Origin of the sequence: Solirubrum puertoriconensis (assembly GCF_001483135.1) — a bacterium.
Taxonomy (GTDB): domain Bacteria; phylum Bacteroidota; class Bacteroidia; order Cytophagales; family Hymenobacteraceae; genus Solirubrum; species Solirubrum puertoriconensis.
This window is the reverse complement of the sequence record NZ_LNAL01000008.1, coordinates 628,988-654,318: the sequence shown is the minus strand read 5'-3', so window position 1 is coordinate 654,318 and position 25,331 is coordinate 628,988. Positions and strand designations below refer to the sequence as shown.

Below are 25,331 nucleotides of genomic sequence, written 5' to 3'. Positions count from 1 at the left end.
CTCGCCCTAGGTGCTAACGACTTAAAATTACTATCCAAAGAACGCGGACTGAAGTCCGCGCTACGGCGGCTATGGCGTAATGGTAACCGTAGCCGAGCGCACGGCCGTGCCGGCGAAGTAGCCCACGGCTTTGGGACCGTTGGGGTTTACGTTGACGATGTTGGTACGTACGTTGGCGGGCGGCGACGAGAACATGCCTACGTTGTTGATCTGCGTGAACATCTCGTTCAGGAAGAAGAAGTAATCTTTCGGCAGCGACAAAATTTCTACCCGCGCCCGGTCGCCGATACGAAAGGGCCGGTCGGATAGCTCCACGTCGCCGATGTACTTGCCGTCGACCAGAGCATCGTCGCGCACGATCAGCTCGTCGGGGTTGTTGCGCAGCGTGTCGTTTTGGTACAGCTTAAAGCGGTAGTAGTCGCCCACGCCGGGCAGCTCGGGGCCGTTGTAGAGCACGTAGTAGCCGTCGCGCCAGCCGGGCTCGTTTACCTTGTGCTGCTGCTCGAAGCGGTCGATTTCGGGCACGCGCTTGATTTCGGTAGCGGCGCGGTACTCCTGCCCATCGGCCTTGATGGTAAGCGTGTACTGGTTGCCGATGCGGCCGCGCAGGCTGCTGGTTTGGTACACGCCGGGGGCGGTTTCGCGCAGGATTTCGGTAGCGCCCTGGCTATCCGAAATGGTGAGTTCGGCGCCGCGCACGGCCAGCGGCGTTTTGTCGTCGAAGTAAGCGCCGGTGCGCGTCAGGCGAATTTCGTAAGGGCCGGGTTGGTCGGTGATGTTGCCTTCCACGGCCAACTGTGACTCCGGCTCGGGCAACTCAACTTGCACCACATCGGTGCAGCTGGCCAGCGTACCTAGGGTTAGGACTAAAGCGGCAAGAGAAAAGAAACGGGCGAGCATATTGCTAGGCGGCCGCAGCCGTTAGAAGTTGAAGTTGTAAGACACCGAAGGCAGCATCGAGCCGAACACCGACAGGCGCACGGCCTCGGTTTTGCGCGGGTCGTCTTCGTTTTGGCGGAAGTAGATACCGTAGGCGTTGCGGCGGCTGTACACGTTGTACACCGAAAACACCCACTCGCTTTGCCAGCGGCGGCCCTCTACCGTGCGGTTCTTGAGCGTGGCCCCTAGGTCGAGGCGGTGGTAGGCAGGCACGCGGTAGTTGTTGCGGGCATCGCCGCTTACCACCGGCACCACCAGGCCCTCGTAGCTAAAGCGGGCGTTGGGGAAAGTGGTAGCCACGCCGGTGCTGTAAGAGAAGTTGCCCGACACCGTGAGGCGCTTGCCCACCTGGTACATGCTCACCACCGAGAGGTTATGCGTTTTGTCGTACTTGTTGGCGTACCATTCGCCGCGGTTGATGCCATCAATCTGCCGCTCCGAGCGCGACAAGGTGTAGCTTACCCAACCCGTCAGCGGGCCTTGGTTTTTCTTCACGAAGAACTCGGCGCCATAAGCGCGGCCCTGGCCGTAAAGCAGCTCGCCTTCCAGATTTTTGTTGAGCAGGGTGTTGGCCCCGTTCACGTAATCAATCTGGTTGTCCATGGTTTTGCCGAATACTTCCACCGAGGCCTCGTAGCCATTGTCGAGGAAGTTGCGGAAGTAACCTAGGGCCACTTGGTCGGCGCGCTCCGGCCGGATGTTGTTCGTGCTGGGGCTCCACACATCCAAGGGCGAGGCGGCCGTGGTGTTCGATATCAGGTGGATGTACTGCGCCGTGCGGTTGTAGCTGGCTTTCAGCGAGCTGTTCTCGTCGAGCGTGAAGCGCATTGAGGCGCGGGGCTCCAGGTTGGCGTAGCGCTTCACCACCTCGCCGTCCTTGGGCGTGCGCGGGTTCAGCGGGTCTTTGCGCTGGCCGGTTTCGCCCTGGTAGTCGTAAATGGTTTTGCCGGTACCCAGGAAATCGAACACCGATAGGCGCAGGCCATACTGCACCTGCAGGCGCGGCGAAAGGGTTTGCTCGTTATCGATGTACGCAGCGTACTCGCCGGCTTGCTGATCGTCCACCTTCAGCTCCACAAAAATCGACTCGGCGCTTAGCGGCTTTACCGTGGCAGGGTTAAACCGGTAGCGCGTGCCGCTCACGCCCCCGCTGATGGTGTTGTTCGCGTTCAGCTGGAAGTTCAAATCGGCCTTGCCGGTGTAGTTTCGCACGCTCGAGGTCCACTCGAATGCTTGCGTACCGTTGGGCACACCTAGGGCGTAGTCGTACTGCGCGGCCACGCCGGTAAAGTTGCCGAACAGGCGCGGCGAGAACTGGTGCGTCCAGCGGGCGGTGCCGCCGGTGTTGCCCCAATTGTTTTTGAACACGTTGCTGAAGTTGAACACGTCGCGGCCGCGGTAGCCGGTGAGTTGCAGCTGGTCGCGCGAGCTGAACTTGTGATTCACCTTCACGCTCAGGTCGTAGAAGTACGCCTGGTTGTCTTTCTGATCGGGCACCAGCTTCAGGAACAAGTCGCCGTAGGAGCGGCGGCCGGCCAGCACCACCGAGGTGCGGTCCTTAATCAGCGGCGCCTCCACAGCCAGTCGGCTCGAAATCAGGCCAATGCCGCCGTTTACGCTGGCGCGCTCGGCGGTGTGCCCATCGCGCAGGCGCACATCAAGCAGCGACGACAACCGCCCGCCGTACTGGGCCGGAATGCCGCCCTTGTACAGCTTCATGTCCTGCACGGCGTCGGGGTTGAAGGCCGAGAACAAACCGAACAAGTGCGACACGTTGTACACGGGCATCTCGTCCATCAAGATCAGGTTCTGATCGACACCGCCGCCGCGCACGTTGAAGCCCGATGCCCCCTCGCCCACCGTGGTTACGCCGGGCAACAGCTGAATGCTGCGCACCACGTCTACCTCACCTAGGAGCGCGGGCATCAGCTTCACGGTTTTCATGTCGAGCTTGTTCACGCTCATTTCGGGCTTGCGCACGTTGTCCTCCGCGCGTTGGCCCTGCACCACTACCTCCTGCGTTTGCACCCGCGTGGCCGATAGCTTTACCGAGCGCGTGGCATCGGCCCCTAGGTTGATTTTCACCTCCTGCGGCTCGTAGCCGATAATTAGGTAGGTAATCGTGTGCGTGCCTTTGGGCAGTTGCAGCTGGTAGTAGCCGTTTTCGTCGGTGTTGGTACCTAGGCCCAGCGCTTTCACGAATACGCTGGCGCCCACCAAAGCCTCGCCGGTGGCACCGTCGCGGAGGTAGCCGCTCAGGGTTGCGCGCTGGCTGGCCTCGGGCAAGGTTTGGCTCCAGGAGGGGGCAGCCGTCAGTAGCAGCCCAGCAGTCAGCCCCCAGTGGATTGATGGTTTCATGTTTGTTTTCGGAGCGGCAGCTACTCCGGCCAACCAGCAGGGGCTGGCCGGAGTAGTTGCGGTTGTTGAGAGAAGGGAGAGTTTAAGAGTTAGAGAGTTTGTGGGTTAATGAGAGGGCAAGTTTTGCTTGCGCGGTTTGCAGGCCGAACACAGATGCCTAACTCGTAAACTCATCTATTCCTAAACTCACTAACTGAGACTAGTTTCCGCTAAGCACTTTACCCGAGCCCGAGATGCGCGTGGTAACGGTGGGGTTGCCGCGGTAGTAAATGGTGCCGCTGCCGCTGATTTCGGCATTGAGCGTGCGGTCAGCCTGCACGTAGGCTTTGCCCGAGCCGCTGATGGAAGCGTAGGTATCCTGCGTGGCCAGCTCGTAGGAGCTTACCTGGCCCGAGCCGCTGATGTTGACGGTGTGGCTAGCTGCCTCACCGCTCAGGCGGGCCTCCCCCGAGCCCGAAATGAGGGTGCGCAGGCTTTGTACTTGGTCGAGGTCCAGGGTGGCTTCGCCAGAGCCCGACACCTCTACTTGGAAGGAGCTAGCCGACCACGGCGAGGTGCTGCGCACCTTACCCGAGCCCGATACCTGCACCTCCGACAGCGAAGGCACCGTGATGTACACACGGATAGGATCGTGGCTGCGCACGCGCACATGGCCGTACTCAATCTGCAGCTCGTCGCCGTTGATTTCGGTTTCGAGCACATCGAGGATGTTGCGCTGCCCTTCGATGCGTACTTCCTGCCGGCTGCCCTGCGTGAGAATTACTTCCGCATCAATCTTGAGCTCCACACGGCTGAAGCTGTTGAGCGAGCGGGTTTCCGTAACGGTAGGGCCAGTGCCCCGCACACGCGGGCCGAAGGCGTCGCCTTCGTGCGAGCAGCCGGCAGAGAGTAGCAGTACCGAGAAAAGAGGAGCAATGAGCCAGTTGGTTTTCATAGCGGTTGAGAGAGGTTGGTTTATCAGGGTTTTCAGTAGTAAGAGCCACAACCCAGGCCTTACCCCTACGCCACCCCAAAAAAAATTTTTAACCACGCTATAACAGCCACGAATTCAGGCCCGAAAAAAAGCCACTGAGCTTTTCGCGCATGATGCGCAAGGCCTTCCCCATCTGGTTTTCTACGGTTTTGGGCGCTACCTCTAAGGCTTCGGCAATCTGCTGATAGCTCATGCCTTCTTGCCGGCTCATCAGAAACACGGCGCGGCACTGCGGCGGTAAGGCCTCGAGGGCCGTGGCCACCAGCTGCTCGGCCTCTTGGCCCTCTAGGTGCTCGGCGGTGGTGTCGCGGCCGGGTTCGGCCAGGTTGGCATCGTCCCAGCTTACTTGGCGTTTTTGCTGCTCCACATGGCGCAGGGCCGCGTTCATAGCGGCGCGGTAGAAGTAGGCTTTGTAGGTGCTGCTGATGGTGAGCGAATCGCGCCCGTTCCAGATGCGCATGAACACATCCTGCAGCAGGTCCTCGGCCACGGCGCGGTCTTGCACCACCCGAAACACCACGTTGCCCAGCGGACGGTAAAATGCCCGAAACAGCTCTTGCATAAAAGCTTCGCCGTTGGTGCGCTGCAGCTCGGCAAGGCGGGCTTCAAGAGCATCTACGGTTTCAACTTCGGGCATAACAGGAGCAATATCCTCGCGGGTAGCACGCGGGCCTCTCGACTGGCGCGGCGCAAAACTACGGAAGATATGCTTTGTGCTATGCTTTATCGAAGGCTCAATTGCATACTCAGCCCAAACGGCAAACCGGTGAACCAGCAGCGGGAAAGAACCCAAAGAAAGAGAAGCGCAACTGTCCATAATCGTACAAGGCCGAAGGAAACCCCAGTACGAATTACCAAATCAATGCCACGCCAGTAAACACATAATAATGTGGTTACTCAAAAAAACAACCACGCCCCATTGTGCCTCGCGGGCGTCCGTTTCCGGGCAATAGTGCTCAGCTACCAACAGCACAACCTAGGCTGCGGCAGCGGGTGTGGCCTCTTTTACATTTTGCAATTTCCGCAGGCGGGGCGCCAGCAAGGCCGTAAAGCCCACCACCACCATCGTCATCATGCCGCCAAATACCACCGAAGGCACCACGCCCATCAGCCTCGCCACCGTGCCCGATTCGAAGGCGCCGATTTCGTTGGAAGAGCCAATAAAGATGTTGTTGACGGCGGCCACGCGGCCTTTCATGTACTCGGGCGTGAAGGTGTGGATGAGCGTAGAGCGCACGATAACCGAAACCGAGTCGAATACGCCGGTAAGAAACAGCAAGAACAACGACAGCCAGAAGTTGGTAGATAAGGCAAACCCCACTGTAGCCAAGCCAAAGCCCGCCACCGCCCACAGCAGCTTGCGCCCCATGTGGCGGTGCAGCGGAAAATAAGTGAGCGTAACGGCCATCAGCACCGAGCCCACGGCTGGCGCAGCACGCAGATAACCTAGGCCGTCGGCACCAATCTTCAGGATGTCGTCGGCGAAGATGGGCAGCAGGGCCACAGCCCCGCCAAACAGCACCGCAAACAAATCGAGCGACAAAGCGGCCAGCACAATCTGGTTTTGAAAAATGAAGCGCACGCCCGACAAAATGCTTTCCTGCAGGCTTAGTTGCTCGCCCTCGCGCGGTGGCAATGGCCGCCCGGCTATGCTGCTAAACAGCAGCAGGGCCATAATCGTCAGCAGCAAATCGATGCCGTAGGCCGCCGATATGCCTAGGTGGGCGTAAAGCAAGCCGCCAATGGCAGGCCCCATCACGGCCGAGAACTGCCAGGTGGAGCTGTTCCAGGTAATGGCGTTGGGCAGCAGTTGGCGGTTGGGCAGTAGCTGCGGCATAAACGAAAACAGCGCCGGCCCCAAGAAACCCCGGGCTATACCGCTTACAAAAATGACGGCGTAGATGGGCAGGGTTTTGTAGTGCTCAATCACCCACGCACCCGTGGGCCTGGTAAATAGGTACAGCACCAACGAGCACAGCATAAACACCGTTACGGCCGACACAATGATGTTTTTGCGCCGCACTGAATCGGCCACGTGCCCCGCGTACAACGATACCGTGATGCTGGGTATGGCCTCGGCCAAGCCAATCAGACCTAGGGCCAGGGGATCTTTGGTCAGCTGGTACATCTGCCAGCCTACCACCACCGCCTGCATTTGCGTGGCCAGCACCAAACACACGCGCGCCGAAATCAGGCGGCGAAACTCCGGAATGCGCAACGCGGCGTAGGGGTCGTGGGGCCGCTGGGGCGCGGCCGAATCGGCAGTACTCATAGGAAGCCTCTAACGGGAAAAGCGGGCAAAGGTAGGCTGCACATAATTGCTTCTGCCGACTTGGATAAGGTCGCCAATTTTTGTACCGTTGTGTACAACGCCCCGTGCTGCGCCTATTCGCTCGCAGCCTCCTTCTCCAGCGCCTCCATCTGCGCCCACTGCACGCACCTACTTTGCTTGGCTTGCCAACTCTGCTCGGGGTTGGTTTCGATTAGGTGCCCATTCCCGCTTACGTTCCCGGCCTTTCTGATTGGGCAGCCCTGCGTGCTGGGCTGTGTTCCTGTTGCTGTTGTGTTGCGCCTTTTGCCGCGCTGTAGTATTCTTTTTCTCTGTTGACGATGAGCGCTGCCCTTCAGGATATTGTTGATCTGAGCTTCCGCGACGACCTTGATTTGCTTTTTAGCCGCTGGCTGCGGGGGGTAGATGATGCCGAGGTGCGCCAAGGTTACGAGGCCGCTTTGGCGCTGGCCGCGCCCCGGCGGGCCCGCTACTGGCTGCTCGATATGCGCCGCCGCGGCATGGTAAGCACCACCGCCACGCGTTGGGTTATGGAGGCCTTTTTACCCCGGCTGGTAACTACCCTAGGCGGGCAAGTGTATCTGGCCTACTTGATTTCGCCCGCCCACCAAAGTGAACTGCCCAGCCTAACCAGCAACGCCCGCCCCGTTGATGACCGCTGCCGGGTGCAGGTATTTACCGATGAGTGCTCGGCCATGCAGTGGCTCGAGCAAAGCCGCCAGCTGAACATTCCGCACGCCCAGCCGGCCGCAACAACAACGAGCACCTAGGGCGCGTAGAGCAGGCTGCGCGCGGGCACCCACCTTTTGCCGCGCGCATTTAGCCCCATGAAACGCCTGTTGCTACTACTCTTGTTATGCTGCGCTGCCCTGGTTTCGGTAGCCCAGTCTTCTGCTACTCTAAAAGATGGTGCCTATCGCCGCAACGGCGTGGTTATGCGCCTGAAAGCGGGAAAGGCCACGCGCCTGCAAGCCCCCCTTACGCTTTCCGACGGCTCTGTTGTCAACCCCTCGGGCACGTTGGTTCGCAAAGACGGCACGCGCCAGCAATTGCCCGAGGGCCAGGCCGTGAACATGCAGGGCGTGGTAGTGAACTTCCGCGACGACATGCGCACGCCGCAGGCAATCGAAAAGCAAAGCGTGCAGGTAACCGGCAGCACCGGCGAAACCCGCGTGATGGTACCCGGCACCCCCATACCAGCTAGCACCGCCCGCCAACTCAAGCAGCTTGAACAGCGCGTGGCGCTATTGCAGCAAGCCACCGATAAGCTCGCCGAGCGCACCGCCCTAGGTGCCGCGGCCGTGCCCAACGGCACCCGCTACGACCAACAGCTCCGCACCCTCGATGCCCAGCTGAAACAGTAACTGCACGATTTTTGCCGACCTCAAAGCCTGCTCCTTAAGCAGGCTTTTTTATTGTCGAGCTTAGGAACCAAAAAAATAATTTACTGTCGGGCACAATACGCGTTGCATTGGAGGCAGCAGAACTCTACATTTGATCAACACGCTTTCCTCACAGGCTCTTCATTTAACTTTTCACGGCAACCTGCACAATATGGCCTAAAGCTCTACGTTCCCCTAACCGTAGCCTTTATGGAAACTATGCAGCCGAGCGATTCCGCGTTGATTTCGCTCTACATTGCCGGCAAGGAAGAAGCCTTCGCCCTGCTCTTGGACAGGCACAAGCGCCGCGTCTTCACCACGATCATGCTGATCGTGAAAGACCCCGTGATTGCCGAAGACTTGGTGCAGGATTCGTTCATTAAAGCGGTGCACACGATGAAGAGCGGTCGGTACAATGAAGAGGGGAAATTTTCGTCGTGGATCTGCCGCATTGCTCACAACCTGGCCATCGACTTTTTCCGTCGCCAGAAGCGTAATCCGCAGCTCAACCTCGATGCCACCGGCCACGCGTTCAACTCGTTGTCGTTGGCCGAAGAAGGTGTAGACGCCTCCATGACCCGCGAGGAAACCTATAGCCATCTTCGGGAGTTGATACAAGAGCTGCCGGCCGCGCAGAAGGAAGTGCTCATCATGCGCCACTACGGCGACATGAGCTTCCAGGAAATTGCCGATGCAACGGGGGTGAGCATCAACACGGCGCTAGGTCGTATGCGCTACGCGCTCATCAACCTGCGGAAGAAAATGGCCGCGCAACCCGTCTTCTATGATCAAAACCTTTACCCACGAGACCCTGCTCCGGTATGTGTACAACGAATTGCCGGCTAAGGAGACCCAAAGTATAGAGCAAGCTCTGCTGCACGACGCCGACCTAGCCGCTCGTTGCGCCGACCTGCTCCAAGCCCAGCGCTACCTCGATGCCCTGCAACACGGGCCGTCGGACCGCGCTGTCGAGAACATTTTGCAGTATTCGCGCACTTTTATGCGCTCGAGCTAAACCGCCTGTGCCCAGAGCAACTATGCCCCGGGCCGAGCGGTTTCGCCGCTTTCTGGCCTATTTCACCAATCACTTTCCGGAGCCCGAAACCGAGCTGCACTACCGCAACCCCTACGAGTTGCTGGTAGCCGTGGTGCTTAGCGCGCAATGCACCGACAAGCGTGTGAACTTGGTTACGCCCCCGCTGTTCGAGCAGTTCCCAACGCCGCAGCACTTGGCTGCTGCCTCGGCCGAGGAGGTGTTTCCGTTTATCCGCAGCGTTTCGTACCCCAACAACAAAGCCAAGCACCTAGCCGGCCTAGGTAAGATGCTGGTAGAAAAGTTTAGCGGCGAAGTACCTGATCGGCTCGAAGATTTGCAGCTGCTGCCGGGCGTAGGGCGCAAAACGGCCAACGTAATCGTGTCGGTTATTTATAACCAGCCCGCCATGGCCGTGGATACCCACGTGTTTCGGGTGGCGCACCGCCTAGGTCTGGTACCCCGCACGGCCACTACCCCGCTGGCAGTAGAGAAGGCGTTGGTAAAGCACACGCCCGAGGAACTCATCCCGAAGGCGCACCATTGGCTGATTCTGCACGGCCGCTACATCTGCGTGGCGCGCAGCCCTAAGTGCATGCAGTGCCCGCTCACCGATTTCTGCAAGTACTACAATGACAAGGTGAAGCCTTCCTTGGAGCCGATTGTAGCGCCGGTTTAACCCGCTGCCCGCTCCAGTACGCGCTGCACTTCGGCAGCTAGCTGCTGGCGGTCGAACAGTTGCTGCGCTACCTGCTGCCCCCGTTGCCCCGCCGCACGTAGCTCAGCTTTGGCACTTAGGGCACGGTGTAAGTGCTCGGCCAAAGCCCTAGGTTGCTCGGCGGGCACGTACCAGCCGCAGCGGTGCTCTTCCACGAACTGTTTGGTCCAGCCCGGGTTGGTTACGACTACAGGCGTACCTACAGCGAGGCTGTCGTAAAACTTGGCTGGCGAGTTGGTGTCGAGTACCGGCAGATGCACAAAGGAAACCACCGACACATCGGCGGCAGCCAGCCATGTGAAAACTTGGTGCCTAGGTTGCGGCGGCACCAGCCGGATAGCAGGACAGCGCGCCGCTGCCTCCCGAATTAGTGGCTCGTAATAGCCATGGCCCATAAACAGCCACACTACATCGGGTTGCAGCCGATGTAGGGCTTCGGCGGTTTGTACCAGCGTGGGTATGTCGTTGGCTCGGCCGAACGTGCCGGCATACAGCACCACCGGCCGGCCAGCTAAGCCATGTTGTTGGCGAAGGCTTGCTACTGCCTCAGGCGTAGCTCGCGCTACTTGGTCGAGGTCGGTCCCGTTGAGAATAGTGCTCAGCTTCTCCTCCCCTAGCCCTAGGCGGCGCACGTAGTCCGTCATGCCCGGCGAGAGGGTGATGATGTGCTGCGCGTGCTCGTAGAGGCGACGCTCGGCGGCGTAGAGCTGGCGCTGAGCCAAACGGTTGCGCACTGCGCCCATTTCAATCGGGAATGTGGGCCACAAGTCTTGCACCTCAAACACCCACGGCACCCGGCGCTGCTGTGCTACTTTGCCGGCTACCCAAGCGGCCGACAGCGGCGTCGAAATACCCCAGATTACATCGGGCCTAGGTATGCGCCGGCCTTGCCGCCACGCATAAGCCATGTACTGCACAAAAGCCCACCCGCGTGCCGCTACGCCCATGCGGTTGTGGTAGGGTATGTCGGCGGCCAGCATCTCTACGCCCTCGGGCAGCCACGGGTACTCGTGCGTCAAGCGCTGCGGCTCCCAGGTGTTGGTGGTGATGAGCGTGACGCGGTGCTGCCGGGCAATGTGCGCCAGCAACGAGTAATGCCGGCTGGTAGCCGGGCAGTCGGGGTTGGTGTGGTACTGGCTAAAAACGGCGATGTGCACTGTGCGGGCGCTCCGAGCTCCAGAATATTTAGGCTAACTCTTGGGCTTGGGCCGGTAGCGCGACTCCGTAAGAATACGCTGCGGATCTTTCATGGCCATTAGCTGCGGCAACGTAACGTTGGGGTGCTCGGCCATGTACTTGCGCACAATTTGCCACCCCACCCACAAGCCCACACGGCCCGGGCATGTTTTGTCGATTTCCGGAATATTGGGCCGCTCGCCTACGTACTTCTGAATCTGGAAAGGCGAAGTGTTATAGAGCAAATTCTTCTGCAAGAAGTGTCCCCAGATTTTAGCCTCGTTGAAGTTTACGTTCTGCAGGTCTTTGCCCGGGAAGCCAATCAGCAACGAATCGTCGGTGCAGGGCAGCACTTTTTCGGCGAAGTAGAGCGCCTTTCCGCCCTGTATCATCTCGCCAAGCATGGTGTTGTTGGTAAGCTCCTTCTTATTGTACTTGCTCGAAATAGCCAGGGCTACGGTGGGCATTACGTACTCGGAGCGGTAGCGGCGCAGGATGTAGTTGGGCACGTTGGGCCGGTACACCGCCTTCGGCCCTACAAAGAAATCGGTGCTGATAACCAACAAGCTGTCGTTGGCAAAAACGTCTTGGCTGAGGCCACTCACGAATGTCTTAGCCTGCGGCACCTTGAAATCGGGAAAGTAATAGCGCACATGCTGAAACATGCGCTGCAAATTGCCCTGCCACTGTTCGGTGTTCCGGAAAGTAGTGTCGGCCTGTTGCCCTAGCTTCTGCAACCCAGGGTTGGTGGCGAGGCGCACCAAGGCTTGCTGCAGAATAGCATCTGACGGGTATTGTCGCCGCTGCAAAAAGTGACGCGCAAAAACCGGGTTGCGGTCCAAAAACTGCTTGGCGTCGGCAGGCGTCCGAACTTGAAAAAACTGTTTTTCGAGCCGATCGAGTTGCACTGGGGCGGCTACGCGGGCCACTTCCGGCGACATCTCGCACTTTTCATCCCGGTTACAACCAACCGAAAACAGCAGCGTGGTAGCCAACACCGAGGTGCTCAGCCAAAGGCGCAAACGCGGAAAGGGCATGATGGGTAGCAGGGGGACTGATATATTTAGGGCGAAATTAGACAAAACGCCGGGCCAACGCGCCCGGTTGGCTGTAGCAACGCGCTATGGCTGCTAAGCGTGTCATCTTCTATGAAAAAAACGATGTTGGCGCTGGCCCTGCTTTTGGGCGGCGTAGCTACTAAAGCCTCAGCCCAAGTAGAAATTGGTCTGAAAGTATCTCCCTCCATCACCAGCCTGCGCGTTAGCTCGCCAGCGGAGCGCAATTTTCAGAGCGACGGTAGCCGGGCAGGTATCGGCGGCGGAATAATTGTCGATTACTTTTTCGGCGAAAACTACGCCTTCAGTACCGGACTGAATCTCACGTTTAAGGGTGGCAACGTACGCTACCTAACCGAAAACTCGCCCTCCGACAACGGCCTCTCTACGCAAAAGCAAAAGATCGGTCTGCAGTACCTCGAAATTCCGCTTACGCTGAAGCTGTTCACCAACGAAATTGCCACCGATACCAAGCTCTACTTCCAGGTAGGCGGCACGGCCAATGCCCGCGTAGCGTCTCGCATCAACGGCAACAAGTTCTACACCGACCCCTCTACTGGTAACGAGACCAAAGCATCGAGCCACTTTATTGTGCCCGATGCTGCGCTGCTTGGCGGCCTAGGTGTGGAGTACCAGGTGGGCCAGAGCACCAAGGTCTTCGCCGGGGTGTCGTACCACCGGGGCTTGTTCAACATCGAGCGGTATTTCGATAACACCCGCAAACTCAAGGACGTTAGCTTCAAGAACAACGAAGTTGCTCTCGACCTAGGTTTGAAGTTCTAGGTATAGCTGCCACGGAAAACACCAACGCCCGCCGTTCTGCACTCAAGAACGGCGGGCGTTGGTGTTTTAGGCTTAGGAACAAGGACCTAGGCCTTAGTCATCGGTTTCGTCATCGCGGTCTTGCAGGCTGTTCAGCTCGGCTGCGCGGCTGTGCAGCTCAATGTCCTCGCCGCGCTCGTCCTGAATACGGTAGTCGGTGAGGCCAAGACTGGTGTCTTTTACCACCTTCACCCACTTGTAGTATTTCAGATACCACTTCATTTGCTTGCTTACCAACCCTTTGGTGTAGTAAGCGTGCAAGAAGGGGTGCACGTACAAGGTAAGTCCGGCGTGGTTCTGGTTCACCAGCAGCTCATCGATGCTGAGGTCGATTTCGTCGGTAACCAGAATAGAGGCGGTAATCTTACCCGTACCGCCGCAGGTGGGGCACACTTCGGTGGTAATAATGTTTTGCTCGGGCCGCACGCGTTGCCGCGTAATCTGCATCAGCCCAAACTTGGTGATGGGCAGAATGGTGAATTTGGCCCGGTCGCGCGCCATGATTTGCTGCACAGTGTCCTCCACCTTTTTGCGGCTCTCGCCGGAGCGCATATCGATGAAGTCGACCACTACAATGCCTCCCATGTCGCGCAAACGCAGCTGGCGGGCTACTTCCTTGGCAGCAGCTAGGTTTACCATCAGGGCAGTAGCCTCCTGGTCGCTTTGCTGGTTGCTCTTGTTGCCCGAGTTCACGTCGATAACGTGCAGTGCCTCGGTATGCTCGATAACGAGATAGCCCCCGCCCGGTACCGTAACGGTTTTGCCGAAGAGGGTTTTGAGCTGCTTTTCGATGTCGAATTGCTCAAAAATCTTCGTCTTGCCCGAGTACAGCTTCAGCAGATCTACCTTGTCGGGGGCAATTTGCTGCAGGTAGTTGCGCAACTCGTCGAACAGTTCCTGCGAATCGACGTGAATAGCGTCGAACGAGTCGCTGAGCATGTCGCGCAGCATCGACGACGTACGGCCCAGCTCGCCGAGCACCTTGTCGTTGGGTTTGGCGTTGCGCAAATTTTGGTAGAGCTGCTCCCACATGGCCACCATGTTGGTCATGTCGCGGTCGAGCTCGGCCACGTCGCGGCCTTCGGCAACGGTGCGTATAATCACGCCGAAGCCATCGGGCTTAATGGAAGCAATAAGGCGTTTAAGCCGTTCGCGCTCGGCCCGGCTCACAATCTTCTTCGAAACCGAGATGGTGTCGGAGAAGGGCATGAGCACGAGGTAGCGCCCGGCCATGGATAAGTCGGAGGAAAGGCGCGGACCCTTCGTCGAAATCGGCTCCTTCACAATCTGAACCAGCAGCTGCTGGCCCTTCTTGACGATGTCGGCCATCTTGCCGACTTTCTCGAGGGCAGCATCGCGTGGGAAGCCCTTGAGGTGCGCCACCGGCGCTTTGCCGGAGTGCACCAAGCGCGTCCACTTGGCCAGGGTTTGGAATTGCTCGCCTAGGTCGCCGTAATGCAGAAAGGCGTCCTTCTGATACCCGATATCAATAAACGCGGCGTTCAGGCCGGGCATTACTTTCTTGACGGTGCCCAGAAAGATGTCGCCTACCGCGTAGTTGGTGTCGTTGCGGTCGAAGTGATACTCGATCAGCCGCTTGTCCTGAAGCAGGGCAATCCGCTCGCCTTCCTGAGTCGAATTAATGATTAACTCGTTACTCAATGGAGTTCGGGGTTAGCCGGCTGTCCGGAGTGCTTGCAGTAGCGTTGCACCGTGCATAAGCCAAGAAGGGAAGCCAGCGCACGAGCACCAGCTTCCCCCTTATCTAGTTCCACGGGGAGAACGTAACCACAAAGCCACGCCCGGGAGTCGGCGGGGTGAAACATAGGGCGCGGCGTGGCCTTACGGCCGCGCAGGCGCCCAGCAAACCCCCGCGGGCTTACTTCTTCTTATGACGGTTCTTGCGCAGGCGCTTCTTCCGCTTGTGGGTGGCAATCTTGTGACGCTTTCTCTTTTTACCGCAGGGCATGAGATTTATGGTTTAAGGTTAAGTGGTTGATTTCGAAAGTAGTTTGCACTACAATTTCTGTAGTTCTTCGTTCACTGAAGTCAGCAAACCAGGATCATTGCTGATACTTTTTGCCTTCAGAAATGCTTGCCGGGCCGCCTCCTTTTTACCGGATTGTGCCAAGGATACGCCCAAGTAGAACAAACCGTTCACATTCTTGGGGTTTACCTTCACCAGCTCTTGGAATCGCTCTACCGCCTTTTCGGGCTGGTTGCTTTGCAGCGACAGAATACCCAGGTTGTAAAGTGCCTTTTCGTTCTTCGGGTCGGCCGCTAGCACCTCGCGCAGCATCATGATGCCCTGCACGGGGTTTTCGCTAGCCATCAGTGCCATCCCTAGGTTTGTCTTGGCGTCTAAGTTCTGAGGGTTCTGCTTCAGGACCTTCTCGTAGAGCTCGCGGGCTTTTCCACCTAGCATTTTGGCGCGCTCTTCGGTAGCAGCAAAGCTGTACGCTTCGAAGTACTGATCGGCAGCGCGCTTCCAGGCTTGCTCGCCGGGCTTAGCTTGGGCAACCTGCTCGTAGTAGTAACCGGCACTGTCGAAGCGCTGTACCGATTGGTACTGCTTGGCCAGATCGGTTGCTACTGTAAGCTTAGCAGCGCCTTGTGCCGTACGATAACGAGCAACAAGCGTGTTCAGGCCCTTACGCTGCTCGGCCGAAGCCATGGTATGCGGCTGTTGAGCCGTAACACCTTGGCTGGCTGGCACGGGCCCCGAGGAAGCCTCGGTTTTGGATCCGTTGGTATTGGGGCCACCGCCATTGGGGGCGCTGGTGGCCGCCGCATCGCGGGCAGCTTCGCCTTTGCCCTCCTTGGGCTTCACCACACCTTTGGGCAGCAAAAACAACCCTACTACCACTGCGGCAGCCAGGATGAGAATGAGCAGTTGGGGCGAAAAAGAAGAGCGGCCGTTAGCCATAAGCAGAAGAAAAAGGCGGCCGCCGGGCTGCTGCTTTCGGGGCAGACCAGCTCGGCGGCGCCGGCAAGTTTACGAAGAACCGAGCGGTTTTAAGCCTTAGGCCTGTACCGGCTGCTCTTTTACCTTCTTGCTGTTTTTGATTTTGCTGATGAAGGTCTTCGACGGCTTGAAGCTTGGGATGAAGTGCTCGTCGATGATGATCGAAGTATTTTTCGAAATGTTACGGGCTACTTTCCGGGCCCGCTTCTTGTTTACGAAGCTACCGAAGCCACGCACGTAGATGTTGTTGCCGTTGGCCATCGAATCCTTCACCACTTTGAAGAAAGCCTCAACGGTTGCAGACACGTCGGTTTTCTCAATGCCGGTCTTCTCGGCAATCTCGGCAATTACTTCTGCTTTGGTCACTGTATTAGGAACCTGAAAAGTGAAAAAAAGAATAGGCAAAAAGCTGTTAAAAACCCGTAAGCCCTTGCCCGGTAGGCATTTCGGGCCACAAAGGTAGTCCCGTTTTTTGGTTTTACAAATGCAATTGCCAAATACCGTGAATACTGGTAATTATTGGCAATATATTAATAATCAGCACGTTGATCAACATTTCGCCGCATCAAGCTCATCCGTTTTTTGCGCAGGCATTATTGGACTGGTACCCGCGCCACCGCCGCGACTTACCCTGGCGCCACACCCAAGATCCGTATGCTATATGGCTGTCGGAGATAATCTTGCAGCAAACCCGTGTGCAGCAAGGGCTTCCGTATTACGAGCGTTTCTTGGCTGCATACCCCACCGTGCACGACTTGGCCGCCGCTCCCGAGCAGGAAGTGCTGCGGCTGTGGCAAGGGCTTGGATATTACTCCCGTGCTCGTAATATGCGCACCACAGCTCAGCAGGTCGTAAATGAGTATGGCGGGCAGTTTCCTTCGCGCTACGCCGAGTTAGTGAAACTGCGCGGTATTGGCCCCTACACGGCAGCGGCAATTGCCTCGTTTGCTTTCGGCGAGCGGGTGGCCGTGCTCGACGGCAACGTGTACCGCGTGTTAGCGCGGGTTTTTGGCCTCACTACCGACATTGCCCAGCCATCGGCTCGCAAGGAGTTTCAGCACTTGGCCGATCAGCTGATTTCCGTGGAAGAGCCTGGCGACTATAACCAAGCCATTATGGAGTTTGGCGCCATACAGTGTACGCCAGTTAATCCCGATTGTCTTTTCTGTCCCGTGCGTGAGCAGTGCTTTGCGTTTCAGCACGGCATGGTGCAGCAGCTGCCCGTGAAGAGCAAAGCCAAGGCAGGCCGCACGCGCTACTTCCATTACCTAGTGCTGCGCCACGGTGAGCGGGTGTACCTGCGCAAGCGCACGGGCAAGGACATTTGGCACAGCCTGTACGATTTCTACCTGACCGAAACACCTGAGGCCGCTTTGCCGCCGCAAGCCTTACTTGCCGAACTCGAAGCCCTAGGTGCCCAAATGGCCACCGATCGGGTAAGCGAACCGGCTGCCGCATTGCGGCACGCACTCAGCCACCAGAAAGTTGAAGCGCGCTTTCATGAGCTGTGGCTGGATGCTCCGCTCTCCGATGAAGTAATGAAGCAGACGGGCTTAGCGGCTTATATGGCTGCTGAAATGAACGAGCTGCCCAAACCGGTGATTATTTCCAATTACTTAAGCCAGAAAGGCATTCTTATTAGCTAAAACCATTTGCTTTTTAGCTAATAATTTTAGATATTGTAATACAATTAGCACTTGCTGATTGCTCTTTCAACAAGACACACAGAAGATTATGTCGAGCGTAAACAAAGTTATCCTGATCGGCCACTTAGGTACCGACCCCGAAGTGCGCCACCTCGAAGGCGGCAGCACGGTAGCGCAGTTCCGCTTGGCTACCAACGAATTTTATAAGGACAAGCAGGGCAACCGTGTAGAGCGCACCGAGTGGCACAACGTGGTAGCCTGGCGCGGCCTGGCCGAAACGGTGGAGAAATACATCAAGAAGGGCCAGCAGGTGTACGTGGAAGGCAAAATCCGCACGCGTCAGTACCAAGACAAAGACCAGCAGACGCGCTACGTCACCGAAATCGTGGCCGACGAAATCACGATGCTGGGTGGCGGCGGGCGTAGCCACGGTGAGCAGCAGGGCAACCAGGCTGCCAGTCAAGCCAACAACGCGACTGCCGAGCCCAATACTTTTCGCCAAGAGCCGGAACTGAACGAACTGCCGTTTTAAGCTTGCTGTTCAGTGGCATAGGCCGCCCCAGTCATGCGTTGGCTGGGGCGGTTTGCGTTTCTGCTACGCGGGGCCAGAGCGTTGCTCTAAGTATGTTTAGCTCCCATTGGCTGCATAGCGTCTATACACCTAGGCCGTACTCCGCCCTACTTCGCGTAATTTTGGTTTATCACCTTCTTTCCTGCTGCCTGTGCTCCGCTCCTTCTGCGCGCTGCTAACCGCCAGTTTGCTGCTTTCGGGCTGCAACGCTGCCCCCGATTACACGCCCAAGCCCAAAGGCTACAACCGCATCGATTTGCCGCCGCACGCCTACCAGCAGCTGCCGGCTGGCCATCCGTACCGGTTCGAGTACTCGAAGCACGCCCGCATTCTGCGCGATTCGTCGTACTTGGCCCAGCCGCACTGGATCAACGTGAATTATCCCGCGTTGCACGCCAATGTGCAGATTACCTACACCAACATCCAGAACAACCCGAAGCTTTTCAACAAGATGCTGGAGGATGCGCGCAAGCTCACGGGCAAGCACCAAATTAAGGCGTCGGCTATAGAGGAAAACATGCTGCAAACGCCGGATGGCAAGAAGGTAACCGTGTTCGAACTGAGCGGCGAAGTGCCAAGCCAGTTTCAGTTCTACACCACCGACTCCACGAAGCATTTTTTCCGCGGAGCGCTGTATTTCCGCACGGCCGTGGCCAACGATTCACTGGCCCCGGTTATTGACTATGTGAAAGAGGACATCGTACACCTCGTCAATACGCTGAAGTACCAGTAGCCGGGCCTCCTATCTGCTAACCACTGTTATCCACCTAGGGCCCTGCCCATAGCCACTCGCCTGCTGCTGGCAGCTGAATGACTGCATGAGCAACTTCTTCAACACCAAAATTGCCCTGCTCCGCGGTATGGATACGCGGCGGGCCGACGTGCTGGCCAAAGAGCTGAACCTGTTCACGTACGGCGACTTGGTGCAGCATTATCCCTTCCGTTACCTCGACCGCACGCAGTTCTACAACGTGTGCGACCTGCACGACGACCTGCCCATGGTGCAGGTAAAGGCTACCGTGCGCACCAAGGAGTTACTGGGCGAAGGCCGCAAGCAGCGCCTTGTGGCCAAGGCGCAGGATGCCAGCGGCGAGGTGGAGCTGGTGTGGTTTAAGGGCGTGAAGTGGTTTGAGAAGTGGCTTAAAAACCACCAAGAGTACATTGTTTTCGGCAAGCCGACGCTATTTAATGGCAAGCCGCAGATGGCGCACCCCGAGTTGGAAGAAGTATCGGAGGTGAAGCCGGGCACGTCGTTCCTGCAGCCAGTGTATTCCAGCACCGACAAGCTGCGCAACTTCAACCTCGACACCAAGGGCCTCAGCAAGCTGATGGCGCAGGTGCTGAAACTGGCGGCACCGCACTTCCACGAAACGCTTTCGACCGAACTGATTCAGCGCTACGCGCTGATGCCCAAGGCCGAGGCCATGCAGCAGATTCACTTTCCGCAGAGCGCCGATTTGCTGCAGGCCGCCCGTTTCCGGCTAAAGTTTGAAGAGCTGTTCTACATTCAGCTGAAGCTGCTGCGCCAAAAAACGGAGCGCAAAGTGGAGCTGGCGGGGCAAATCTTCGACAAGGTGCCCACGCTCACGCACTTCTATAAAAACGTGCTGCCCTTCGACCTGACGATGGCGCAGAAGCGGGTTATCCACGATATCTACAAGGATTTCACGGCCGGCAAGCAGATGAACCGCCTGCTGCAGGGCGACGTGGGCTCGGGCAAAACCATTGTGGCGTTCATCTCGATGCTGATTGCCGCCGACAACGGTGCGCAGTCGTGCATGATGGCGCCTACTGAAATCCTAGCCGACCAGCACTACGAGGGCCTGAAAAAGTTTGCCGACATGCTCGGCATCAAGATCGGCAAGCTCACGGGCAGTACCCGCACCTCGGAGCGCCGTGTGCTGCACGAGCAGTTGCGCTCGGGCGAACTGCACATGCTGGTGGGCACCCACGCCCTGCTCGAAGACGTGGTGCAGTTCCGGAACCTAGGGCTCACGATTATGGACGAGCAGCACCGCTTTGGCGTAGCGCAACGCTCGAAACTCTGGCAAAAGAACCCGCACGTAATCCCGCACGTGCTGGTGATGACGGCCACGCCCATACCCCGCACGCTGGCCATGACACTCTACGGCGACCTGGACGTGTCGGTAATTGACGAGCTGCCGGCCGGCCGCAAGCCCATCGTTACGGTGCACCGCTTCGACTCGAACCGGTTGAAGGTGTTTGAGTTTATGCGCCAGCAAATTCGGCTGGGTCGGCAGTGCTACGTGGTGTACCCGCTGATTGAGGAGAGCGAAAGTATGGCCGAGTACAAAGACCTGACCGACGGCTACGAGAGCATTACGCGTGCTTTCCCAGAGTACAAGGTGAGCATTGTGCACGGCCGCATGAGCGCTGCCGACAAGGATTACGAAATGCAGCGCTTCCTGCGCAACGAAACCCAGATAATGGTGGCTACCACCGTAATCGAGGTAGGCGTGAACGTGCCTAATGCCTCGGTGATGGTGATTGAGTCGGCTGAGCGATTTGGCCTCTCGCAACTGCACCAGCTGCGCGGCCGCGTGGGCCGGGGTGCCGATCAGAGCTACTGCATTCTGATGTCGGGCTACAAGCTCAGCAAGGATTCGCGCACCCGCCTCGAAACTATGGTACGCACCAACAACGGTTTCGAAATTGCCGACATCGACCTGAAGCTGCGCGGCCCCGGCGACCTGATGGGCACCCAACAAAGTGGTGTACTCGATTTGCTAGTGGCCGACTTAGCGAAGGATGGCAAAATACTGACGGAGTCGCGGGCTGCAGCGCAGGAGCTGCTGAACGACGACCCCAACTTAGCCAAACCCGAAAACCAGAACATCCGCCGCCATATCGAGTCGTTGCCGGCTACAGCGGTGAACTGGAGCCGCATCAGCTAACGGGTAGCTGCACGGAATGGGCATAAAAAAACGGCTACAAGAGCCGTTTTGCAGTGCTAGTTCATCGAGACGGTTGTCGCTCGAACGGGAGCGTTGCTCGCCTGTGCTTGCGTATAACTTGCTTGGCGAGCGAAGAACGATTGCAACGGGCTCGTTTGCTCCGTAACAGGAGGCTTAATAGCGACGGGTGTGCTAGCTCGCTCTTTAACGAGCTTCCCTAGGATAACTAAGGTTAGCAGAACAACGAATTGTAAAAAGGACTTCATGTGAGCAATAGACAGGTGGAGGAGAGCAGCCCTCTGCAAAATTTGGGCCCAAAAGTTGGCCAAGCCCGGCTGACTTAGCTGTTGAGTGCCCAGAGGTAAGCTTTTAGCGCAGATCGGTTTGGCAGACTGATCTGGTTATTGGCCGCGCAAAATTAAGCCTTGCATCTGGGTAATCCTAGGTGGCTCAAACGTTTAAGAGGGTAAGAGGTAACGAAAAGCAGGTTAAGAAAAAGTGAACAACTGATTTCTACCGTTCGGTAGCGGGGCATGTACGGGAGCGGCCCGCAGAATGATACCTTTGAGAAGGAACTTTTTTTAGTCTTACCCACAAGCCTCTTTAAACCAATTAATTCCGTGCGCTTTTCTTTTTTTCACCTTTCGGCCGCTGTGTTGGTAGCTGGCCTTTGCCTGAACGGGCCCACTGCCGAAGCGCAACGCGTGCGTTCTACCCCGTTTGCTTACGTACCCGAACATACCGAGGACCCATACAACCAGCGCGTGCACGTGAAAACGCTGCCCGTTGCGGGTAGCAAGGACTTTATCATCCTGAGCCACCGCTCGGCCTCGGAGTACGCCGTGGAGCGCTACGATGCCGACCTGAAGAAAGTGTGGGCAGCTGCTGTGCCGGTAGCCGCTGGCGAAAGCCTTGAGGCCTTTGCCCGCAACGATCAGCAAGCTTTGGTGGTGGTGCACCACAAGGATGAAACTGGCCAGCACCTACTTGTGCAGCCCATCGACTTGAAAACGGGTCAGAAGCTCACGGCCAAGAAAGTAGCCGAAGGCGGCCCGCGCGAACGGCGCCCCGGCATCAGCATCTCGCCCGATGGCACGCAAGTGGTTGCCTTCCGCTACGTAACGCGCGAAGAACAAATTAAGGCCCTGAATGCCGTACACTACGACCGCCAGCTGAACAAGCTGAAAGACCGCAGCTACGATTTTGCGGCCCTAGGTTCGTTTTTCTCCCCTACCGTGTATGTGGCCAACGACGGCACGCAGTACGTGGCCCTCATCAGCGACAACAACCAAAAGCTGACGGTGCGCCGCTACGTAGATGCCGAGCCCGACGTGAAGGTGATGTCGGTAGCGGTAGGCGGCACGTTTGGCGGCAAAAAGGTAACCGTGCGCGATACCCAATGGCGCCTGCTCGATGGCAAGACGCTGTACGGCGCCGCCATTTGCGCCGATTACAACTCGGGCGACTACTACAGCCTGAAGCTGGTGAAGTTTGACTTCGCCAACACCGATATGAAGTTCGCGCCGGAGTTTAAGTTCACACCCGAATACCTAACCGAGGTAAACAAAGCTACTGGCGGCTCGGCCAAGCGCCTCGACGACGTGTACATCTCCGACGTGCTGCGCACCGACGACCAGAACGTGGTAGTAGTTGCTGAGAAGAAGGCCGAAGAAGGCGAAAACGCTCCGGTGCACGCCCGCGAGCTGCACTTGTTCGGTTACAATGAGTTTCAGTCGCCCACGTGGCAAAAGGTAGTGGCCAAGCACCAGGTAGCACCGGCTTCGGAAAGCTTCACGGGCATTGGCTACCGCGCCACCACCATTGGCAACGAAGTGAGTATTGTAACGATGGAAAAGCTGCAGAACAAGTCGGACCTGTTCGGACGCAAAGTAGCCACCGCTACCGGCGTGGTATCGGCCCCGAAAGCTCTAGGCCTGAACGTAGCCAACGACCAGCAACTGGCTTACGTGAAGGACTTTACCGCCTGGCTCGACGACAAGACGATGGTAGTGGTAACGCGCCCCAACAAGAAATCGGCTGCTCTTCAGCTCAACAAAATCGTGCTGAAGTAAATGCTCGATTTTTACCTGTTGGATGATGCCGCACCTAGGCCTAGCCCGGCCCGTTTAGCCGAGTTGCCCAAGGCTGGCCAGCTGTCGGCTGAGGACTTTACCGACTTGCAGGAGCAGCGCATCATCGAAAAGCGCTTGGATTACTGGCAGGATTTCCGCTGGAGCAACGGCATCGTGAACATGAAGCTGCAAATGTTGCTGCACCGGCACCCGCAGCTTTCGCCTGCCTCTCTGCAAGCCGATACTCCGGCACAACGTCTGTTTCTGCTGCTGCTGAATGCCTCGGCGGCCCACACCGGCCTCCTGGCCATAGGGCACGACGACCACGCCTAGGTTACCCGAAGCGCCCACAACAAAAAACCGCCGCTCCAAGCCGGAGCGGCGGTTTTTCAGTTTTCCCCCATCGGGAAATACCCCTGCCGTTTCCCCGCGGCAGGGATGCTTGCGTGCTTAGTACACGTAGTCGTTGGCCTCGATCAGCGGCGCAGCAATGCGGCGACGAGCCTCCTTGGTGTTGAACAGCTCGGCTTTGGTGAAGCGCTTTAGACCTAGGGCCAGCAGGCGCTGCTCGTCGCCTTCGGCCATGGCGGCAATGGCGTCTTTGCCCGACTTGTTCACTAAGTCTACGGTGTCGGCCAGGTACACGCGGGCAATGTCGATCTGCGGACCTAGAGCGTCTTCGCCTTTCAGGCTCACTTCTTTCTCAACGCGCAGTAGCGTGCTTTCGGCAGTGTACACCTTAATGGCCATATCGGCGATATTCATCAGTACTTCCTGCTCTTTGGCGAGCGAGTTCATATACTTCTGCACAGCCGTGCCAGCTACCATCAGAATGGCCTTCTTCAGGTTCTTGATGGTTTTGTATTCCTTGCTGAACAAGCCGGTTTCTTCTTCGCCGCCGAAGTCCGGAATAGCCATCAGCTCTTGCTGTACAGCCATAGCCGGGCCCATCAGGTCAAGCTCGCCTTTCATGGCCTTCTTCAGAATCATGTCAACCGAAAGCATGCGGTTGATTTCGTTAGTTCCTTCGAACAGGCGGTTGATGCGCGAGTCGCGGTAAGCGCGGTCCATGGGGTAGTCGGCCGAGAAGCCGTAGCCACCGTAGATCTGCACGCCCTCGTCCACTACGTAGTCGAGTACTTCCGAGCCTTCTACTTTCAGGATGGCGCACTCCACGGCAAACTCGCGGGCGGCGCCCAGCAGGGCTTCGTTGTGGCCTTGGCCTTGCGCCTGCAGCTCCTGCTCTTTGCGGTAGATGTCCATGCCCGCACGGTAAATAGCCGACTCCACAGCATAGATGCGGATGGCTTGCTGGGCAATCTTCTGGCGGATGGCGCCGAACTTGGCAATCGGCAGCTTAAACTGCTGACGCTCGTTGGCGTACTTCACGCTCAGGCCAGCCACGCGCTTAGCAGCACCTAGGCAAGCCGCGGCCAGCTTAATGCGGCCGATGTTCAGGATGTTGAAGGCGATGAGGTGGCCTTTGCCGATTTCGCCCAAGATGTTCTCCTTAGGCACGACGCAGTCGGAAAGGAACACCTGACGGGTTGACGAGCCTTTGATGCCCATCTTGTGCTCTTCGTTGCCGAAGCTGAGGCCGGGCGTGCCGCGCTCCACAATGAAGCCGGTGAACTTGTCGCCATCCACCTGGGCGAAGACGATGAACACGTCGGCGAAGCCGGCGTTGGTAATCCACATCTTCTGGCCGTTCAGCACGTAGCCGTTGCCATCCTCCGTCAGCACGGCCTTGGTTTTAGCACCTAGGGCGTCGGAGCCCGAGCCTGGCTCGGTGAGGCAGTAAGCAGCGAACTTGGCGCCGCTGGTCAGGTCCGGAATGTATTTGGCCTTTTGCTCCTCGGTACCGAAGTACAGGATGGGCAGCATGCCGATACCGGTGTGGGCCGCAAAAGCAACCGGGAACGAGTGGCCACCGCCTACGCCCTCGGTAACGAGCAGCGAGGTGTTGAAGTCCATGTCGTAGCCGCCGTACTCCGCTGGAATGCTTACGCCAAACAAGCCCAGTTCGCCAGCCTTGCGCATCAGGTCTGCCATCAGGCCTTCCTCGTGGTTGTCGAGGCGGTCGAGCAGCGGGTGCACTTCGTTTACCACGAAGTCCAAACAGGTCTGGTACATCATGCGCTGCTCCTCCGAGAAGTCAGCAGGCGTAAAAACGGATTGAGCGTCGGTTTCCTTGATGATGAACTCGCCGCCCTTGGTGGTTTGCTGGGTTACTTCCATGGCCGTGGGAATGTTGAGGAGGTGTCTAAACTGTTAGGCTTGCCGACTATTTCGAGCCGACAAGGGCCAGCTAGTGCTTGTACCGAAAGGTAATAAAAAATGTTATGCGTGCCGACTACTTTGGGTAAAGAAAACCCGGAAAGACCGGGTTTTCTGTTTGTTACCTCATATTAAGAAC

23 protein-coding genes are annotated in these 25,331 nt (G+C 57.7%); 12 read left to right on the top strand and 11 right to left on the bottom strand.

What is annotated here, in order from left to right; all coding sequences use genetic code 11:
* Positions 1-69 precede the first annotated feature (69 nt).
* The 5 genes from ASU33_RS17015 to ASU33_RS16995 all read right to left on the bottom strand — a co-directional run bounded on the left by ASU33_RS17015 (position 70) and on the right by ASU33_RS16995 (position 6,542).
* Positions 70-900 carry a DUF4249 domain-containing protein gene (locus ASU33_RS17015; RefSeq protein ID WP_059072025.1) on the bottom strand — a complete coding sequence of 277 codons (831 nt, stop codon included), beginning with the start codon at positions 898-900 and terminating at the stop codon, positions 70-72.
* Between the two features lie 21 nt (positions 901-921).
* Positions 922-3,297 (bottom strand): TonB-dependent receptor, encoded by a 2,376-nt coding sequence (locus ASU33_RS17010; protein ID WP_078063210.1) that lies wholly within the window; start codon positions 3,295-3,297, stop codon positions 922-924.
* A gap of 199 nt (positions 3,298-3,496) precedes the next feature.
* The gene (locus ASU33_RS17005) at positions 3,497-4,231 is read right to left on the bottom strand and encodes a head GIN domain-containing protein (protein ID WP_059072024.1); all 735 of its coding nucleotides are present in this window, start codon (positions 4,229-4,231) and stop codon (positions 3,497-3,499) included.
* A gap of 97 nt (positions 4,232-4,328) precedes the next feature.
* Positions 4,329-4,907 carry an RNA polymerase sigma-70 factor gene (locus tag ASU33_RS17000; RefSeq protein ID WP_059072023.1) on the bottom strand — a complete coding sequence of 193 codons (579 nt, stop codon included), beginning with the start codon at positions 4,905-4,907 and terminating at the stop codon, positions 4,329-4,331.
* Between the two features lie 339 nt (positions 4,908-5,246).
* Positions 5,247-6,542: an MFS transporter gene (locus ASU33_RS16995; RefSeq protein ID WP_078063208.1), complete on the bottom strand. Its 1,296-nt coding sequence runs from the start codon at positions 6,540-6,542 to the stop codon at positions 5,247-5,249.
* A gap of 338 nt (positions 6,543-6,880) precedes the next feature.
* On the opposite strand from ASU33_RS16995, the gene ASU33_RS16990 reads away from it, so the two are divergent.
* The 5 genes from ASU33_RS16990 (at position 6,881) to nth (ending at position 9,654) form a co-directional block, all read left to right on the top strand.
* Positions 6,881-7,330 carry a hypothetical protein gene (locus ASU33_RS16990; RefSeq protein WP_059072022.1) on the top strand — a complete coding sequence of 150 codons (450 nt, stop codon included), beginning with the start codon at positions 6,881-6,883 and terminating at the stop codon, positions 7,328-7,330.
* A gap of 57 nt (positions 7,331-7,387) precedes the next feature.
* Positions 7,388-7,924 (top strand): DUF6799 domain-containing protein, encoded by a 537-nt coding sequence (locus ASU33_RS16985; RefSeq protein ID WP_059072021.1) that lies wholly within the window; start codon positions 7,388-7,390, stop codon positions 7,922-7,924.
* A 228-nt stretch (positions 7,925-8,152) separates the two neighbouring features.
* On the top strand, positions 8,153-8,788 hold the full coding sequence (locus ASU33_RS16980; RefSeq protein ID WP_059072020.1) for an RNA polymerase sigma factor: 636 nt from the start codon (positions 8,153-8,155) through the stop codon (positions 8,786-8,788).
* Positions 8,727-8,957: a hypothetical protein gene (locus ASU33_RS16975; protein ID WP_286130624.1), complete on the top strand. Its 231-nt coding sequence runs from the start codon at positions 8,727-8,729 to the stop codon at positions 8,955-8,957. Before ASU33_RS16980 ends, ASU33_RS16975 begins: the two co-directional genes overlap by 62 nt.
* 22 nt (positions 8,958-8,979) lie before the next feature.
* Positions 8,980-9,654 carry an endonuclease III gene (nth, locus tag ASU33_RS16970; RefSeq protein WP_059072018.1) on the top strand — a complete coding sequence of 225 codons (675 nt, stop codon included), beginning with the start codon at positions 8,980-8,982 and terminating at the stop codon, positions 9,652-9,654.
* Here the strand turns inward: nth and ASU33_RS16965 are convergent.
* Both ASU33_RS16965 and gldB read right to left on the bottom strand, forming a co-directional pair.
* Complete coding sequence (locus ASU33_RS16965; protein WP_059072017.1) at positions 9,651-10,850, bottom strand: glycosyltransferase family 4 protein; 1,200 nt, start codon at positions 10,848-10,850, stop codon at positions 9,651-9,653. The two genes, nth and ASU33_RS16965, sit on opposite strands and share 4 nt — an antisense overlap.
* Positions 10,851-10,883: 33 nt before the next feature.
* A complete protein-coding gene (gene gldB / locus ASU33_RS16960; RefSeq protein ID WP_059072016.1) occupies positions 10,884-11,906 on the bottom strand; it encodes a gliding motility lipoprotein GldB in 1,023 nt (340 codons plus the stop codon).
* A gap of 111 nt (positions 11,907-12,017) precedes the next feature.
* Between gldB and ASU33_RS16955 the strand changes: the two genes are divergently transcribed.
* Positions 12,018-12,707 carry a porin family protein gene (locus ASU33_RS16955; RefSeq protein WP_059072015.1) on the top strand — a complete coding sequence of 230 codons (690 nt, stop codon included), beginning with the start codon at positions 12,018-12,020 and terminating at the stop codon, positions 12,705-12,707.
* A gap of 93 nt (positions 12,708-12,800) precedes the next feature.
* On the opposite strand, the gene ASU33_RS16950 is transcribed toward ASU33_RS16955, so the two are convergent.
* The 3 genes from ASU33_RS16950 to ASU33_RS16940 all read right to left on the bottom strand — a co-directional run bounded on the left by ASU33_RS16950 (position 12,801) and on the right by ASU33_RS16940 (position 16,110).
* Positions 12,801-14,408 carry an Rne/Rng family ribonuclease gene (locus ASU33_RS16950; RefSeq protein WP_059072014.1) on the bottom strand — a complete coding sequence of 536 codons (1,608 nt, stop codon included), beginning with the start codon at positions 14,406-14,408 and terminating at the stop codon, positions 12,801-12,803.
* Between the two features lie 355 nt (positions 14,409-14,763).
* A complete protein-coding gene (locus ASU33_RS16945; RefSeq protein WP_059072013.1) occupies positions 14,764-15,672 on the bottom strand; it encodes a tetratricopeptide repeat protein in 909 nt (302 codons plus the stop codon).
* Positions 15,673-15,768: 96 nt separating this feature from the next.
* Positions 15,769-16,110, bottom strand: coding sequence for an HU family DNA-binding protein (locus ASU33_RS16940; protein ID WP_262696974.1), 342 nt, complete (start codon positions 16,108-16,110; stop codon positions 15,769-15,771).
* A gap of 146 nt (positions 16,111-16,256) precedes the next feature.
* Between ASU33_RS16940 and mutY the strand changes: the two genes are divergently transcribed.
* From mutY to ASU33_RS16905, 6 genes are all read left to right on the top strand, one after another.
* Entirely contained in the window at positions 16,257-17,357 is a 1,101-nt protein-coding gene (gene mutY, locus ASU33_RS16935) for an A/G-specific adenine glycosylase (protein WP_059072011.1), read from the top strand.
* A gap of 58 nt (positions 17,358-17,415) precedes the next feature.
* Entirely contained in the window at positions 17,416-17,889 is a 474-nt protein-coding gene (locus ASU33_RS16930) for a single-stranded DNA-binding protein (RefSeq protein WP_434060537.1), read from the top strand.
* A 184-nt stretch (positions 17,890-18,073) separates the two neighbouring features.
* Positions 18,074-18,661 carry a gliding motility lipoprotein GldD gene (gldD, locus tag ASU33_RS16925; protein ID WP_491044428.1) on the top strand — a complete coding sequence of 196 codons (588 nt, stop codon included), beginning with the start codon at positions 18,074-18,076 and terminating at the stop codon, positions 18,659-18,661.
* An 85-nt stretch (positions 18,662-18,746) separates the two neighbouring features.
* Positions 18,747-20,843 (top strand): ATP-dependent DNA helicase RecG, encoded by a 2,097-nt coding sequence (gene recG, locus ASU33_RS16920; protein WP_059072008.1) that lies wholly within the window; start codon positions 18,747-18,749, stop codon positions 20,841-20,843.
* A gap of 620 nt (positions 20,844-21,463) precedes the next feature.
* Positions 21,464-22,915 carry a hypothetical protein gene (locus tag ASU33_RS16910; RefSeq protein WP_149867277.1) on the top strand — a complete coding sequence of 484 codons (1,452 nt, stop codon included), beginning with the start codon at positions 21,464-21,466 and terminating at the stop codon, positions 22,913-22,915.
* On the top strand, positions 22,916-23,248 hold the full coding sequence (locus tag ASU33_RS16905) for a hypothetical protein (protein WP_059072005.1): 333 nt from the start codon (positions 22,916-22,918) through the stop codon (positions 23,246-23,248). It begins immediately after the preceding gene.
* A 117-nt stretch (positions 23,249-23,365) separates the two neighbouring features.
* Here the strand turns inward: ASU33_RS16905 and ASU33_RS16900 are convergent, their stop codons facing one another.
* On the bottom strand, positions 23,366-25,153 hold the full coding sequence (locus tag ASU33_RS16900) for an acyl-CoA dehydrogenase FadE (protein ID WP_059072004.1): 1,788 nt from the start codon (positions 25,151-25,153) through the stop codon (positions 23,366-23,368).
* Between the last annotated feature and the right edge of the window lie 178 nt (positions 25,154-25,331).